The organism is Streptomyces sp. NPDC051664, from assembly GCF_044453545.1.
Lineage (GTDB): Bacteria > Actinomycetota > Actinomycetes > Streptomycetales > Streptomycetaceae > Streptomyces.
Genome location: NZ_JBITCU010000043.1, coordinates 33,740 through 47,358 on the forward strand (window position 1 = coordinate 33,740; position 13,619 = coordinate 47,358).

Annotated in this window: 14 protein-coding genes; 12 read left to right on the forward strand and 2 right to left on the reverse strand. The window is 68.6% G+C overall.

Going from position 1 to position 13,619, the window contains the following annotated elements:
* Window position 1 precedes the first annotated feature (1 nt).
* The gene (locus tag ACIA8E_RS37800) at window positions 2-1,501 is read left to right on the forward strand and encodes an MFS transporter (protein ID WP_399305576.1); all 1,500 of its coding nucleotides are present in this window, start codon (window positions 2-4) and stop codon (window positions 1,499-1,501) included.
* Between the two features lie 60 nt (window positions 1,502-1,561).
* On the opposite strand, the gene ACIA8E_RS37805 is transcribed toward ACIA8E_RS37800, so the two are convergent.
* Window positions 1,562-2,017 carry an ATP-binding protein gene (locus tag ACIA8E_RS37805; protein ID WP_399305579.1) on the reverse strand — a complete coding sequence of 152 codons (456 nt, stop codon included), beginning with the start codon at window positions 2,015-2,017 and terminating at the stop codon, window positions 1,562-1,564.
* Window positions 2,018-2,230: 213 nt separating this feature from the next.
* Between ACIA8E_RS37805 and ACIA8E_RS37810 the strand changes: the two genes are divergently transcribed.
* From ACIA8E_RS37810 to ACIA8E_RS37855, 10 genes are all read left to right on the forward strand, one after another.
* Window positions 2,231-3,082 (forward strand): Scr1 family TA system antitoxin-like transcriptional regulator, encoded by an 852-nt coding sequence (locus ACIA8E_RS37810; protein WP_399305582.1) that lies wholly within the window; start codon window positions 2,231-2,233, stop codon window positions 3,080-3,082.
* A gap of 11 nt (window positions 3,083-3,093) precedes the next feature.
* Entirely contained in the window at window positions 3,094-3,282 is a 189-nt protein-coding gene (locus tag ACIA8E_RS37815) for a DUF397 domain-containing protein (RefSeq protein WP_399305585.1), read from the forward strand.
* Window positions 3,275-3,526 carry a DUF397 domain-containing protein gene (locus ACIA8E_RS37820; protein WP_399305588.1) on the forward strand — a complete coding sequence of 84 codons (252 nt, stop codon included), beginning with the start codon at window positions 3,275-3,277 and terminating at the stop codon, window positions 3,524-3,526. The genes ACIA8E_RS37815 and ACIA8E_RS37820 overlap by 8 nt, the downstream gene beginning before the upstream one ends.
* 223 nt (window positions 3,527-3,749) lie before the next feature.
* Window positions 3,750-4,406, forward strand: coding sequence for a DUF402 domain-containing protein (locus ACIA8E_RS37825; protein ID WP_399305590.1), 657 nt, complete (start codon window positions 3,750-3,752; stop codon window positions 4,404-4,406).
* A 303-nt stretch (window positions 4,407-4,709) separates the two neighbouring features.
* On the forward strand, window positions 4,710-5,024 hold the full coding sequence (locus ACIA8E_RS37830) for a hypothetical protein (RefSeq protein WP_030924923.1): 315 nt from the start codon (window positions 4,710-4,712) through the stop codon (window positions 5,022-5,024).
* A 188-nt stretch (window positions 5,025-5,212) separates the two neighbouring features.
* Entirely contained in the window at window positions 5,213-6,085 is an 873-nt protein-coding gene (locus ACIA8E_RS37835; protein ID WP_399305593.1) for a hypothetical protein, read from the forward strand.
* Window positions 6,075-7,454, forward strand: a complete 1,380-nt coding sequence (locus ACIA8E_RS37840) for a hypothetical protein (RefSeq protein ID WP_399305596.1) — start codon at window positions 6,075-6,077, stop codon at window positions 7,452-7,454. Before ACIA8E_RS37835 ends, ACIA8E_RS37840 begins: the two co-directional genes overlap by 11 nt.
* Window positions 7,451-9,001: an SCO6880 family protein gene (locus ACIA8E_RS37845; RefSeq protein WP_399305599.1), complete on the forward strand. Its 1,551-nt coding sequence runs from the start codon at window positions 7,451-7,453 to the stop codon at window positions 8,999-9,001. The genes ACIA8E_RS37840 and ACIA8E_RS37845 overlap by 4 nt, the downstream gene beginning before the upstream one ends.
* 19 nt (window positions 9,002-9,020) lie before the next feature.
* Complete coding sequence (locus ACIA8E_RS37850) at window positions 9,021-10,439, forward strand: ATP-binding protein (RefSeq protein WP_030972037.1); 1,419 nt, start codon at window positions 9,021-9,023, stop codon at window positions 10,437-10,439.
* 1 nt (window position 10,440) lies between these two features.
* Window positions 10,441-11,952: a type VI secretion protein gene (locus tag ACIA8E_RS37855; protein WP_399305602.1), complete on the forward strand. Its 1,512-nt coding sequence runs from the start codon at window positions 10,441-10,443 to the stop codon at window positions 11,950-11,952.
* 102 nt (window positions 11,953-12,054) lie between these two features.
* Here ACIA8E_RS37855 and ACIA8E_RS37860 read toward each other — a convergent pair whose 3' ends face one another.
* Window positions 12,055-12,615: a GNAT family N-acetyltransferase gene (locus ACIA8E_RS37860; RefSeq protein WP_399305605.1), complete on the reverse strand. Its 561-nt coding sequence runs from the start codon at window positions 12,613-12,615 to the stop codon at window positions 12,055-12,057.
* A gap of 93 nt (window positions 12,616-12,708) precedes the next feature.
* Here ACIA8E_RS37860 and ACIA8E_RS37865 point away from each other — a divergent pair, with 93 nt between their 5' ends.
* Window positions 12,709-13,527 carry a GNAT family N-acetyltransferase gene (locus ACIA8E_RS37865; RefSeq protein ID WP_399305608.1) on the forward strand — a complete coding sequence of 273 codons (819 nt, stop codon included), beginning with the start codon at window positions 12,709-12,711 and terminating at the stop codon, window positions 13,525-13,527.
* The last annotated feature ends 92 nt before the right edge of the window (window positions 13,528-13,619 follow it).

Sequence of the window (13,619 nt, forward strand, 5' to 3'; positions counted from 1 at the left end):
CATGGAAACCCGCAATCCCCGCCGCTGGTGGATCCTCATCGTGCTGTGCCTCAGCACGCTGGTCCTGGTGATCGACAGCATGGCGCTGACCGTCGCGGTGCCGTCGATGACCGAGGACATCGGCGCGAGCGCCCAGGACATCCAGTGGATCCTCGACTCCTACATCCTGGTCTTCGCCGGGCTCCTGCTCACCTCCGGCAGCCTCGGTGACCGGTTCGGCCGCCGAAAGATCATGATCATCGGCCTGCTGCTCTTCGGGGCGGCGTCGCTGGCCGCGACCTTCTGCACGAACCCCGGCGAGGTGATTGCAGCCCGGATCGCGATGGGCGTCGGTGGAGCACTGATCATGCCCTCGACGCTGTCGATCCTCATCACCGTCTTCGACGAGGAGGAACGCCCCAAGGCGATGGCGGCGTGGGGCTCGGTGTCGATGCTCGGTCTGGTCGGCAGCCCGGTGCTCGGCGGCGTGCTGATCGACCACTTCTCCTGGCACTCGATCTTCTTCATCAACGTCCCGGTCGTCGCACTGGCCGTCCTGGCGGCCCTCATCCTCATGCCGGAGTCGAAGGGGCCGTGGCAGAAGCCCGACCCGCTCGGCGCGGTGCTGTCCGCGGCCGGCATGACCGCCCTGATCTGGTGGATCATCGAGCTCCCGCAGCACGGCGCCTTCGGCGGCCGCTCGGCGATCACCCTGGCCGTCGCGGTCATCGCCCTCGGCGGGTTCGTGGTCTGGGAGAACGTCACCCCCGCGCCGATGGTGCCGCTGGTCCTGTTCAAGCACCGCAACTTCAGCGGCGGTTCGCTCTCGCTGACCCTCGTGCAGATCGGCAACGGCGGCCTGCTGCTGGTGCTCACCCAGTACCTGCAGTTCGTCCTCGGCTACTCGCCGGTCAAGGCGGGCCTCGCGTTCGTGCCGCTGGCCGTCGCCGCACTGATCGGCAACACCGCCGGCGCCGGACTCGCCGCGAAGATCGGCAACCGCCTCCTGGTGCTGGCAGGGATGCTCGTCATGGCCTCCTCCTTCGCGCTGCTGACCACCGTCTCGGCAGACTCCGGCTTCACCGTCCCGGCGGTCGCGCTCGGACTGCTCGGCCTCGGCGCCGGCCTCGCGATGCCGGCCGCGGTCGGCGCACTGATGGGCACCATCCCGCCGGAGAAGGCCGGCGTCGGCTCCGCCCTCAACGACACCATCCAGCAGGCCGGTACAGCGCTCGGCATCGCGATCCTCGGGTCGCTGCTGACGAGCGGCTTCCGCAGCGAGATGCCGGCCGACGCACCCGAGCAGGCCAAGCAGTCGATCGTCGGCGCACTGGCCGCCGCCCACGGCGACACCGGCCTCGTCCACGCCGCCCGGGAGGCGTTCACCGCCTCGATGTCGACCACCTTCACCATCAGCGCGATCGGCGTCCTCGCCGCCGCCCTCCTGGCCACCCTGGTCATGCGCGACACCAAGCCCGAGCCGGCCGCGGACCGGGCGGACGAGCCCGAACTCGTCGCCTGACGCTGTCACAAAGCGGCGCCCACCAGCGGGGCCTCATCCACTTCGTCGGACGAGGCCCCGCTACCCGTGTCCCCACTCTTCCTCCGCCTTCGCTGCGCACTCCACCCAGAGCAGCTTTCCGCCCTGCCCCGGCAGGCCGCCGCGCATCGGGTACGCGCCCCAGCAGTCCGCCCAGAGGGTCACGAGGTAGAGCCCGCGGCCACGTTCGGCGAGCTCCGCCGGGGCCTCCGCGCTCCATTCGAACGGTGCCGGGATGTGCGGGTTGGTGTCCCAGACGCTCAGCCTGATCCGATGCCGCCCGGCATCGCGCAGACGTAGGGAGTACGGGCCCTCGGAGTGCAGGTACGCGTTGGTCACCAGCTCGCTCACCAGGAGTTCGGCAGTTTCGGTGAGCTCACTCATGCCGTGTACGCGCAGGACGGTACGGAGGGTGGTGCGGGCTACGCCGGGGGCACGGGGATCCTGTGGGAGTTGAAGGGTGTACGACCAGGGCGGCGTTACGGTGGCCGGAACCATGGAAGTCTCCGATCGCGGAGGGAAGTTGGATCGTGCGTTTCTGGTTGCCCGGTGACGAGGCCGCTCCGTCGAGCGGGGTGCTTCCGGGCGGGTGGCCTGGATCAGAGACTAGGGTTCCGCAAGGATTCTTTGCACCTGTTGACCGGAATCCTTGAAGAGATCCACTCGTGTGAGTGACAGACCAACTCGGTAGTTTCCTGAGGAGAGTTCGAGATGGCAGGCAGGGCCGCCCCTACCGCGCGCCGCACCCGACTCGGCACCGAGCTGCGCAAACTGCGCGAGCGGGCCGGGATGACCACCACGCAGGCAGCAGATCTCCTCGGCACCAGTTCCGGGCAGTTGAGCAACATCGAGGTGGCGCGATTCGGGGTGAGCGCCGACCGCGTACGCGTCATGGCCCACACCTACTCGTGCACGGATCCAACGCTGATCGAAGCTCTAGTCGCCATGACTGGTGACCGCAGACGTGGCTGGTGGGAGGAGTACCGGGACATCCTGCCGCCCAAACTCCTCGACCTCGCCGAGATCGAGCACCACGGCACCAGTCTCCACGCGGCGCACAGCATCCACATCCCTGGGCTGCTGCAGACGGTCGATCACGCTCGGGAGATCTACCGGCAGGCCGTGCCCGAGATGTCACCGCCTGAGATCGAGCACCGCGTCTCGTACCGCATCAAACGCCAGGCGGTGTTGTACGAGCAGGACGCCGCCCCCTATCACGCGGTCATTCATGAAGCTGCGCTCCGCATGCGGTTCGGGGGCCCAGGTGTGGCCCGCGCCCAGCTTCAGCACTTGCTGAAAGTGAGCGAACGGAGCCACGTGGCCATGCGAGTGATCCCGTTCGAAGCCACGTACTACCCGGGCTCGGGTCAGTCGCTGTACTACGTACGCGGACCGGTGCCCGCACTCGATACCGCCCAGCTCGACCAGTCCCACGGTCCGGTGTTCATCGACTCCGAGGCCCAGCTGTCGCAGTACCGCCTCCTACTCGATCGGCTCGACGCGGCTGCGCTGAGCCCCGAGCAGTCGCGGGAACTTGTCCACAACATCGCCCAGGACCTGTGAAAGGAACAGAGATGGCCACATCCGCCTGGCAGAGGTCGTCCTATTGCGCGCAAGGCGAGGCCTGCATACACGTCGCCGCCACCGACAACACGATCAACGTCATGGAGAGCGGCGACCCAACCGGCGCGATACTCCACGCCACTCCCGCCGCCTGGGCCGCCCTCATCCGGACCGTCAAGGACACCGCCCACCATGACTGACCGGGCGATCCCCGCCGAACTCACCTGGGTCCGCGCCGTTCCCGAGGGCGAAGAGGGTCCCGGCCCCTGGATCGAGCTCGCCTTCGGCCCCGACGGGCTCGTCCACCTGCGAGAGACCGGCGACTCGACCAACATCGTCACGACCACCCGGGCGAGATGGGAGGCCTTCGCCAAGGGCGTCATGGCCGGCGAGTTCGACCACTTCGCCGAACTCGGCAGCCAGGGCCCGGCCACCTCGTCCTGATTGCTCGACGCCGGCCTGCCGGTCCGCACAAGCCGGCGGGCCGGGTGTCAGCGCGCCCGGGTCCGGATCGCCGAGGTGACGGGTACCGGTGGAACCGGGGTCTGATCGTCCGACCAGCGCATATTCACTACGCAACGAACCTGTCCGCGCATTGAACTCGCTGCTGTCCGGGCAACAACAGAGCACGTCGTCACCGTCAGGCCCCGGCAGCAAGGACTGATCCATGAACCGTCTCGCGCACTCGATCAACATCACGGAAGACGTACCGGGGCGGATTCTGCACTGGAACTTCTTCATCGGCGGCCACTTGAGCGCCTCGGTACCCGTACGCCTCGTCGAGCGCACGGACGAGGGCCAACTGGTGTGGATGGAGACAGGCGCGCCCATGTGGCGCACTGAGCTCCCGGGCGGCGCACATCTTCGCGACATCGCCCCGGACGCCCGACCCGCCGCCGGATACCCGGTGGTACCCGGCCGCTGGCCGATGGGCAGCGCCCTGTTCTATCAGCCCACCGGCGCCGCGCATTCCGTACTCTGGCTCTTCGGCCGCAGGGGGAAGTTCCGTGGTTGGTACGTGAATCTGGAGCGCCGCGTCCACCACGGCGACGACATCGACATCGCCGACCACGAGCTCGACATCAACGTGGCGCCGGACCGCTCCTGGCAGTGGAAGGACGAGCAGTCCTTCGCCGAGAAGACCGGCCACCCCGTCTACTGGTCGGCCGATGAAGCGGCAGCCATCCGAGCCGAGGGCACAAGAGTCGCACGGCTCGCCGAGGCCGGAACCTTTCCCTTCGACGGCTCCTGGTGCGACTTCCGGCCGCCGAGGACCTGGACGACACCGCCTCGCCCGCCGGGGCCCCGCCGCCCCATTCTCTGACTGCCCCACAATCCGCCTGCCCTGATGGGTGCAGTTACGGATAGGAAGCGGGCCTCGGCCAGGGTGGCGGGATGCCGATCGTTGCCCGGGGTCACCCTCCGTGATACACAGAGTAACCATATATATGTGGTCACACACCGATTCGATCCGCAGGTCAGGGCGGTCGGACCGGTCAAACGTGCGAGATCCCATGAAAGAGAGCCGTCAAGTCGTCGTACCAGGACGGTTTCATCAGCGAAGATAGAGAGCGACCCGTGCCGTGTGGCAGGGGCAGTGAACTACCCAACAGGGGCGGTGACTTACATGGTCCTGGCAGCTGACACTGATAAGGGCGGTATCAGCACCATCATCAACGGCATCGCGCCCAAGTGGGGGCCGTTCGGAGCCCTGGGCGACGAAGCCAAGGTGATGATCGAGGTCGTCATGGCCGTTGCCATCCTGCTCTGCTTCGGCATCGCCATCTGGGGAGCGGCCAAGCAGCGCATCGGTGCGACGGCGTTGCGCGACACGTTCAGCGCAGAACAGGGCAAGGGTCTGATTGTTGCCGGTTTGACCGGTGTGTTCATCATCGGATCGCTGGGGACCCTGTTCACCATCGTCTACGGCATGGCCATCTAGCCATCTGTCAGCCTGGCCGGACGCGCCGTCCCCGCCTCGGTTGCGCTCCCACACCACCCGTCCGTCGTGCCCACCGACAGAGGTTGCGTCTCCCTGATGTCGAGTCACCACACCGCGCCCACACAGGAACCAGCACGGCTACCGTCGTACCACGCGGAATCGCACATGGTTGAGGGGGCCTACGCGGCATGAGTCTCGGCGACGACGGCTACGGCGGCGATTCGCGCTCGGGCCGTACAGACGATGGATACAGCACCCTCGGCGGTACGCGCCAGACCCGTACCCGATTCGCCGACGGCACAAGCGGCGACGGCTACGGCAGCAACCGCCGCCCGGCCCGCAGTTCGCGGTCCCTGACCATGGTGGTCGGCGTGGTCGTTCTGCTCGTCGCGGCTATCGCGTTCGCGAACATGGGCGGGGGCGGCGACGACAGCGGCTCCTCCGGCGGTAGCGGCGGCAGCAAGGCGGGGGCGGCGCCCACGGCGGCGACGGGCACGAAGCCGGTGACGGGGAAGAACGGCACGATCGCGTCGGGGTTCGCGCATAACGAGCAGGGGGCGCAGAGCGCAGCGACCAATTACGCAGTGGCGCTGGGTTCTGCCGAGATGTTCAACGCCACCGCACGCCGGGGAATCCTGCAAGCCACCCACGACCCGGCTGTCGTCGAGCGTCTCCAGACCGACATGGACAAGGCGTACTCCGCAAGTCTCTTCAAGAACGTCGGGCTGAACGAAGACGGCAGCACACCCAGTGGGCTGACGTTCGTCTCCCGGACAGTGCCCGTGGGCACCAAGGTGGTCAAGCAGAGCGACGACACGGCCACCGTCGAGGTTTGGTGCACAGGCCTTGTCGGAATGGCCGGGCAGGGATCCACCAAGCCCGTCACCGAAACCTGGTTCACCATCACCGAGAACCTGAAGTGGGTCCAGAACGACTGGAAGATCGAGTCGTCGAACCAGACAGAGGGCCCGACGCCGGTCACCGGCGACAACCGGGCATCGACTGCAGACGACATCGCCGGTGCGGTTGAGGAGTACGGAGGCTTCACCTATGCCCGTTAGCCGTCACTCCCGCGCGATCTCACTCGCGACTGTCCTGGGCAGCCTCCCAGCCACGGTCCTCCTTTTGGCGTCCCGTGCCTCCGCAGCACCCACTCCGACACCAAGCCCGTCGCCGAGCAAGAGCAATAACGCCTGCGACCTCATCGTCGGCCTTGCCAAGGACTACTGCGAAAACGGCGACGCCGGCAGCCCCAGCACCACTTCTCCCGACGACGCCGCCAACGCCCTCGACCCCCTGTCCTCCCTCGCCCGCGGCTGCGCCGACGCCGCCGCCTGGATCGTCGGCAAGCTCAGCGAGGCAGTCAAAGGCACCGCGAACGTCGACTTCACGAACCCCAAGTTCCTGCAGCAGTACGCGGTCATCTTCGCCGCCTCCACCGTGCTCACCCTCGTCCTCTGGCTGCTCGCCGTCGCCAAGCGCGCCGTCCGTGGCGTTCCGGTGGCCACCGCGATCTCCGAGGCTGTCGGGTTCCTCTGGCTGACCGTGCTCGCGTCCGCGTTCACGCCGCTCATCCTCTACACGGTCGTCTCGGCGACCGACGGGGTGACCGACGTCATCGCGTCCTCCTCCGGCGGGCAGACCGATGTCTTCTTCGGGTCGTTCGCCGAGGCGCTGAGCAAGGGCTCCGACATCGGCGGCGGGCCGATCATGCTGATCGTCGTCTCGCTCGTGTCGATCCTCGCCGCGGGCGTGCTCTGGCTGGAGCTCGTGATCCGGGCGGCCCTGCTGTACGTGGGTGCGCTCCTCGGCGTCGTCGTCTATTCGGGTCTCGTCGACAAGAACATGTGGGGCCACGTCCGCCGCTGGGCAGGCATCATGATCGCGGTGATCATGGTGAAGCCGGTCATCGTCATCGTGCTCGGACTGGCCGGCGCGCTCTCCTCCGACGACGGACCGAACGCGTTCTCCGCCGTCGTCTCCGGCCTCGCCATCATCCTGCTCGCAATCTTCGCCTCGGCAATGATCTACCGCTTCGTCCCTGGCTTCGGCGACGAGATCCAGGGCGCCCGCACCAACCGTAAGCAGGCCACCGACGGCGCCCAGGCCGCCGCCCTGATCAGCTCCCCTGCCGCTCTCGTCTCCCAGGGCATCAAGACCCACAGCAGCCGCAGCGGCGGAGACAGCGGCGGACAGGGCGGCGGCAACAGCGGTGGCAGGCCCGCCAACCCGGTCAGCGGCGGGGTGGCCGCGCACAGCTCCCGTAACAGCGCCGGAAGCGGGTTCGGCGGCGGATCTGTCCCCTCCGCCGCACCTCCGCCCCGCAGCGGATCGGGGCCCACCTCGGGCACCCCGCACAGCAGCCGCGCCACGCGAGGCGGCGGTACAGGCAACTCAGGCAACAACCGCACAGGAGGTGGAGGGCGTTGACGACCCAGTCCCATCCGGTCACGCCTCGCCGTACGTATCTGATCGGCCGGGCACGGCCGAACGCGATCGTCGGCAAGAACCGCGAGACCGGCGAGATCGCGCTGATCATCGTCGGCGCGTTCCTCGGCATGATGAGCGGGCTGATCGTCCCCGTCCTGTCCCTGCGGATCGTGTTCCTCACCGGCTTCCCGCTGATGGCGCTGGCCATGGTGTACGTCCCGTACAAGCACCGCACCTTCTACAAATGGTTCGAGATCGACCGCAGCTTCAAGCGGTCCCTGCGCCGCGGCACCACGTACCGATCCACCGCCATGGAAGCCGGCGTACGGGCCGACGGCCGCGAGATCGAGATCGGGCCGCCCCCCGGCATCGGCCGGATCAACTGGCTGGCCGCGCCCTTCGGCCCGGACGAGATCGCCGTGCTGCTGCACGCCGACCGCCGCACCGTCACCGCGGCGATCGAGATCGAGGGGCCGGGCGTCGGGCTGCGCGACAGCGAGGACCAGGAGGCGCTGGTCGACCGCTTCGGCACACTCCTCAAGCATGTGGCCAACGGTGACGGCTTCGTGACCCGTATTCAGATGCTGGCCCGTACCCTCCCCGCCGACCCCGACGCACACGCCAAGGACGTCGCCCAGCGCGGCGACAAGGCGGCTCCGGGCTGGCTGCAGGAGTCGTACGACCAGCTGCAGTCGATGGTCTCCACCTCCAGCGAACAGCACCGTGCCTACCTCGTCGCCTGCATGCACTTCAACCGCGAACTGGCCGCCGAGGCGAACGCCATGGCCCGCGCCGCCCGCCCGCAGGCCGGCCGTAAGCTCGACCGGGACGCGGGCCTCGCCGTCGTCATGGCGCGCGAACTGACCGACATCTGCGCCCGCCTCGCCGAGGCGGACATCCGGGTGCGCCAGCCGCTGGGCCAGAGCCGGCTCGCCTCGCTCGTGCACTCGATGTACGACCCCGACCACCCCATCGACCACATCCAGGCGATGACCAAGCGCAACGCCTGGCCCGCCGAGCTGGACGCCGTCGAGCCGACGTTCCTGCAGGCCAAGACCCGCGAGTCGACGACCCGTGCGCCCTGGTGCCACGCCACGGCCTGGGTGAAGGAGTGGCCGATGACGCCCGTCGGCGTCAACTTCCTGGCCCCTCTCCTCGTGCACACCCCGGACGTCATCCGTACCGTCGCGGTCTGCATGGACCTCGAACCCACCGAGGTCGCCATCGAGCGGATGCTCACGGAGAAGACGAACGACGAGGCCGAGGCGAGCCGCCAGGCCAAGATGAACCGGACCGTCGACCCGCGCGACATCGCCGCCCACGGCCGGCTCGACCAGCGGGGTGAAGATCTCGCGAGCGGCGCGGCCGGGGTGAACCTCGTGGGGTACATCACCGTGTCGTCGCGATCACCCGAGGCCCTCGCCCGCGACAAGCGGACGATCCGGGCCTCGGCCGGCAAGTCGTACCTGAAGCTGGAGTGGTGCGACCGCGAGCACCACCGCGCCTTTGTGAACACACTGCCGTTCGCCACCGGCATCCGTCGCTAACCGAGAGGGCAGTCACGCCATGCGAGATCCTCTGTCCGCGTTGTCGGATGCCTTCACCTCCTTCCTCTTCGGGAAGGTGGAGACGACCAGGCTGCCCGTACGAACCTCGACCGGGCAGGCCCAGGCCGTCTACCTGCCCACCGCGGCCCCCGGCCTCGGCGACTCAGGCGTGATCATCGGCCGCGAGGTGTACTCCGGCAAGGGCTACATCTACGACCCCTTCCAGCTGTACGGACAGCAGCTCCCCGCCCCGCACTGGCTGGTGCTCGGGGAGTCCGGGAACGGCAAGTCCGCGCTGGAGAAGACGTACGTGCTCCGCCAGCTCAGGTTCCGCGACCGCCAGGTCGTCGTCCTCGACGCGCAGGGCGAGGACGGCGTCGGCGAGTGGAACCTCATCGCCCAGGAGCTCGGCCTCACCCCCATCCGGCTCGACCCGACCGCGGCCCTGAACGGCGGCATCCGGCTCAACCCGCTCGACCCCTCGATCACCACGACCGGCCAGCTCGCCCTGCTCCGTACGATCATCGAAGTCGCGATGGGTCACGGCCTCGACGAACGCTCCGGCTTCGCGCTGAAGGTCGCGCACGCCTACGTCAACCAGACCATCAGCGACCGGCAGCCGGTACTCACCGACATCGTCGAGCAACTGCGCCACCCGGAGCCCGAGTCGGCCGAGGCGATGAACGTCGACATAGACGACGTACGGGCCTGGGGCCTCGATGTCGCCCTTGTCCTGGACCGGCTGGTCGACGGTGACCTCCGTGGCATGTTCGACGGCCCGACGTCGGCCGGCATCGACCTGGACGCTCCGCTGATCGTCTTCGACCTGTCGCACATCGACCGGAACTCGATCGCCATGCCGATCCTGATGGCGATCGTCGGCGTGTGGCTGGAACACACCTGGATCAGGCCCGACCGGAAGAAACGCATCTTTCTGGTCGAGGAGGCCTGGCACATCATCAACTCCCCGTTCGTCGCCCAGCTCTTCCAGCGCCTGCTGAAGTTCGGCCGACGGCTGGGCCTGTCGTTCGTCGCCGTGGTCCACCACCTCAGCGACGTGGTCGACGGCGCCGCGGCACGCGAGGCGGCGGCGATCCTGAAGATGGCCTCGACCCGGACGATCTACGCACAGAAGGCCGACGAGGCCAGAGCGACCGGGCGTGTACTCGGCTTGCCCCGCTGGGCGGTCGAGATCATTCCCACCCTCACCCCCGGCATCGCGGTGTGGGACGTCAACGGCAACGTACAGGTCGTCAAACACCTGATCACCGAGGCGGAACGCCCCCTCGTCTACACCGACCGCGCCATGACCGAGTCCTCGGCCGCAGATCTCCTGCCGGAGGACGTACGAGCCGCGGAGCTGGAGGCGGAGCAGCGCGCGGCACGCATCGAGCACCAGCAACGACTGAACGAGTCGTCCGAGTCAACGGTGGCATGACATGGCGGGAAGCACAGAACAGCAGGCCGGACCGGGCACCGGCGGTGTCCCGGACGGTCTGCTGGTCGGCCTGCTGGGCTTCCTGCTCGGGCTGACGATCCTCGTCTGGACGGCCACCGGCCTGTCCGGACTGTTCACGCACGGCGCCTGGCCGAAGGGCGTGACCTTCACCGAGACCCCGCTGGCCATACGTCGACTGGCAGGGTCCCCGCACGACATGACCGCCGTCTGGCCCGGCACGCCGGCGGGCGAGCTCTCCGGATACGGGTTGTTCTGGGGTCTGTTCATCGGCGAGCTCATGGTGCTCATGGTGCTGACGGTGTTCGTGATGGGCGTGGTGACCCGCTGGCGAGTGGTACGGGCACGCCGTCGGGAAGAGCGCCGTCAGAAACGTCATGACGAGCGTTACACGGAGCACACTCGGCACGCAGAACCCGCCGCGGTGGAAGCGGTGGAAGCAACTGTCCCTGTGACGCAGTCTCCTGCCCCTGAGCCGGCCCCCGCGACCACGGCCACAGCAACAGCAGCGCCGGCCGAGGCCGACCTGCGGACAGCACTCCTCCCCCTCACCCCGGCCGTCCCCTCCCCGCGCACGCCCCTCGTCGTCTACGGCCCGGCCGCCACTCGTCGCCCCACCGTCGTGCAGGCCATCCGGGATGCCGACGGCCCGGCCCTCGTCGTCACGTCCGACCCCACCGTCTGGGCGGAGACGAAGGACGCCCGCGCCAAGCTCGGCCCGGTCCTCGTCTACGACCCGGGTCACCTCTGCGACACCCCGGCCCGCCTCCACTGGTCTCCCACCGCCGGGTGCGAAGCACCGGACACGGCCGCCGCCCGCGCCATCGCCCTCCTCGCCCCGGTCCGGCCGCAGGCCCGTATCGACGCGATGACGGCCGAGACCGCGGAGACCCTCCTCCAGTGCTGGCTGCACGCCGCCGCCATAGACGGTCGGCCGTTCCGCCAGGTGCACCGCTGGGCCCTCGGTGGCAACGCCCATGAACCGGTACGACTCCTCCGCACCCACACCAAGGCCACCTCCGGACTCGCCGGCCTGCTGGAGTCCGCGCTCACCGGGCATCCCGAACGCCGGGAGATGGCACAGGAGCTGACGGTACGGGCGTTCGCCGCACTCTCCTCGATCCACATCCGCGAGGCCTGCACACCGAACCGATCCGATTCGCTCGCGCTGGAATCTTTTGCCGGCGAAGGGGGCACTCTTTATGTGGTAGGTGAACCCATTGAGGATCCTCGCTCCGGACCCGGTGCGATGCCCCTGCTCACCGCCCTCGCCTCACACGTGGTCGAGCACGGCCGCCGCATGGCCGCACGGTCAACCGACGGTCGGCTCGACCCACCAATGACGCTCGTCCTCGACGACGTCGCGGCTGTGGCGCCCCTTCCCCAGCTCCCGGAGCTGCTCTCGACGAACCAGGACCAGGCCCTGCCGACGCTGGCCCTGCTCCGCTCGCAGGAACAGGCCCGTGCCCGCTGGACGTCCCCGCTCCAGTCGTAACCGGCGGCTGGAACAGCAGCCAGGAACGGGACTTCAGGCAGCAGCCCCTGAACCGGACTGATCCGGTCCGGGGCGACAGCGTGCCGACCGGTACTGACGACGTCAGACGGGGCGGACGATCTCGTACTCCAGCTCCCGCGCCGTCGGATCGTGCGGTACGGCGACCGTCTCCCCGCTCGGTGCGAAACCGAACCGCCGGTAGAAGGCAGCGGCCCGCGGATTGCTCTCGTGCACGTACAGCCGCACCCGCTCGATCCGCGGCTCGCCCAGTGACCACGCCCATTCGACCCCGGCCCGGAACAACTGCTCGGCCGGCCCACTGCCCCGCGCCTCCGGCCTCACGAACACACCGACCACATGAGCCTGGTGGACCTTGGCCGGTTCACCGAACCGCAGATCCCCGTCCGGCCGCTCGACGAGCACGGTGATCGAACCCGCCCAGCTCCCGTCGGGCGCCTCGGCGATGAACTGGCGCACCTCGTCACCACCGGCCTCAGCACCACGGGCCGTGCGGCCCTGCCAGAACTCGTCGGGCTCGGCCACGGCCTGCTCATACGTCTCCAGAAAAGCCACCGGTGCCACAGGATCCTGCAGAGCGGCGAGCCGGAGCTCCTTGGCGAGCGCCCATTCCTCGGCGCGTACGGGCCGAATCACATAGTCCATACACCGATCCTGTCCCGACCCACGTCCCCCCGGCAATCGAATTCCCGCCCCCGCCCCACACCTCAACTCGTACCGTCTACTCCCGTGACAGACATGGATGGCAGGACAACCGACGAGATGGCCGGTCTGCTCTCGGCCTATGACGAGCAGATGCGAGGCGTGTCGCCCAACCCTCCGGCGGGGGTCGGCTACGAGCAGGACGGCCCTCTGACCCGGACCGTCGGCCAGTTCCGCGGCTTCATCAGCGCCCCGCGCGACGTGCAGGTACGCGGCGCCGACCTCGACGCGCTGATCGCTCGTCAGCGTGACCGATTCGCCGCCCGGGGAGAGGCGGTGGAGTGGAAGATACGCGGTCATGATCTGCCGTCCGACCTCACCGACCGCCTTCGTGCCGCGGGCTTCACGGCGGAGGCGGAGGAGACCGTCCTCATCGGCCGCGCCACGGACATGGCATCACCGCCCGTGCTCCCAAACGGCGTTGTACTCCGCCAGGTCACCGAACGTGCGGACATGCAGCGCATTGCGACACTGGAGTCGACCATCTGGGGCCAGGACCTGAGCATGATCGGTGACGACCTGGCGGGCCGCGTCGCTGCCACCCCGGACGACCTCGTCGTCCTGGTCGCCGAGGCGGACGGCGAAGTCGTATCCGCGGCTTGGCTGGCCTTCCGCACAGGCACCGAATTCGCCGGCCTGTCGGGCGGCTCGACGCTCTCCGCCTGGCGCGGGCGCGGCATCTATCGCGCGCTGGTCGCCGCCCGCGCCCAAATCGCAGCAGCTCGCGGAGTCAGCTATCTGCAAGTGGACGCGTCCAGCGACAGCGCACCGATCCTGCGCCGCCTGGGCTTCCACGCAGTGACCACCACGACCCCTTACGTATGGTCGCCGCCGCAGGAAACGGCCGGTCCGTAAACGCAGAAAAGCCCCGCACCAGAGGTGCGGGGCTTTCCCGGAATAATTGTTCGGCGGCGTCCTACTCTCCCACAGGGTCCCCCCTGCAGTAC

What these genes read in the sequence shown, in the direction of transcription:
- ACIA8E_RS37800 (WP_399305576.1), top strand. Translation starts at nt 2, where the DNA reads ATGGAAACCCGCAATCCCCGCCGCTGGTGGATCCTCATCGTGCTGTGC.
- ACIA8E_RS37805 (WP_399305579.1), bottom strand. Translation starts at nt 2,017, where the DNA reads ATGGTTCCGGCCACCGTAACGCCGCCCTGGTCGTACACCCTTCAACTC.
- ACIA8E_RS37810 (WP_399305582.1), top strand. Translation starts at nt 2,231, where the DNA reads ATGGCAGGCAGGGCCGCCCCTACCGCGCGCCGCACCCGACTCGGCACC.
- ACIA8E_RS37815 (WP_399305585.1), top strand. Translation starts at nt 3,094, where the DNA reads ATGGCCACATCCGCCTGGCAGAGGTCGTCCTATTGCGCGCAAGGCGAG.
- ACIA8E_RS37820 (WP_399305588.1), top strand. Translation starts at nt 3,275, where the DNA reads ATGACTGACCGGGCGATCCCCGCCGAACTCACCTGGGTCCGCGCCGTT.
- ACIA8E_RS37825 (WP_399305590.1), top strand. Translation starts at nt 3,750, where the DNA reads ATGAACCGTCTCGCGCACTCGATCAACATCACGGAAGACGTACCGGGG.
- ACIA8E_RS37830 (WP_030924923.1), top strand. Translation starts at nt 4,710, where the DNA reads ATGGTCCTGGCAGCTGACACTGATAAGGGCGGTATCAGCACCATCATC.
- ACIA8E_RS37835 (WP_399305593.1), top strand. Translation starts at nt 5,213, where the DNA reads ATGAGTCTCGGCGACGACGGCTACGGCGGCGATTCGCGCTCGGGCCGT.
- ACIA8E_RS37840 (WP_399305596.1), top strand. Translation starts at nt 6,075, where the DNA reads ATGCCCGTTAGCCGTCACTCCCGCGCGATCTCACTCGCGACTGTCCTG.
- ACIA8E_RS37850 (WP_030972037.1), top strand. Translation starts at nt 9,021, where the DNA reads ATGCGAGATCCTCTGTCCGCGTTGTCGGATGCCTTCACCTCCTTCCTC.
- ACIA8E_RS37855 (WP_399305602.1), top strand. Translation starts at nt 10,441, where the DNA reads ATGGCGGGAAGCACAGAACAGCAGGCCGGACCGGGCACCGGCGGTGTC.
- ACIA8E_RS37860 (WP_399305605.1), bottom strand. Translation starts at nt 12,615, where the DNA reads ATGGACTATGTGATTCGGCCCGTACGCGCCGAGGAATGGGCGCTCGCC.
- ACIA8E_RS37865 (WP_399305608.1), top strand. Translation starts at nt 12,709, where the DNA reads ATGGATGGCAGGACAACCGACGAGATGGCCGGTCTGCTCTCGGCCTAT.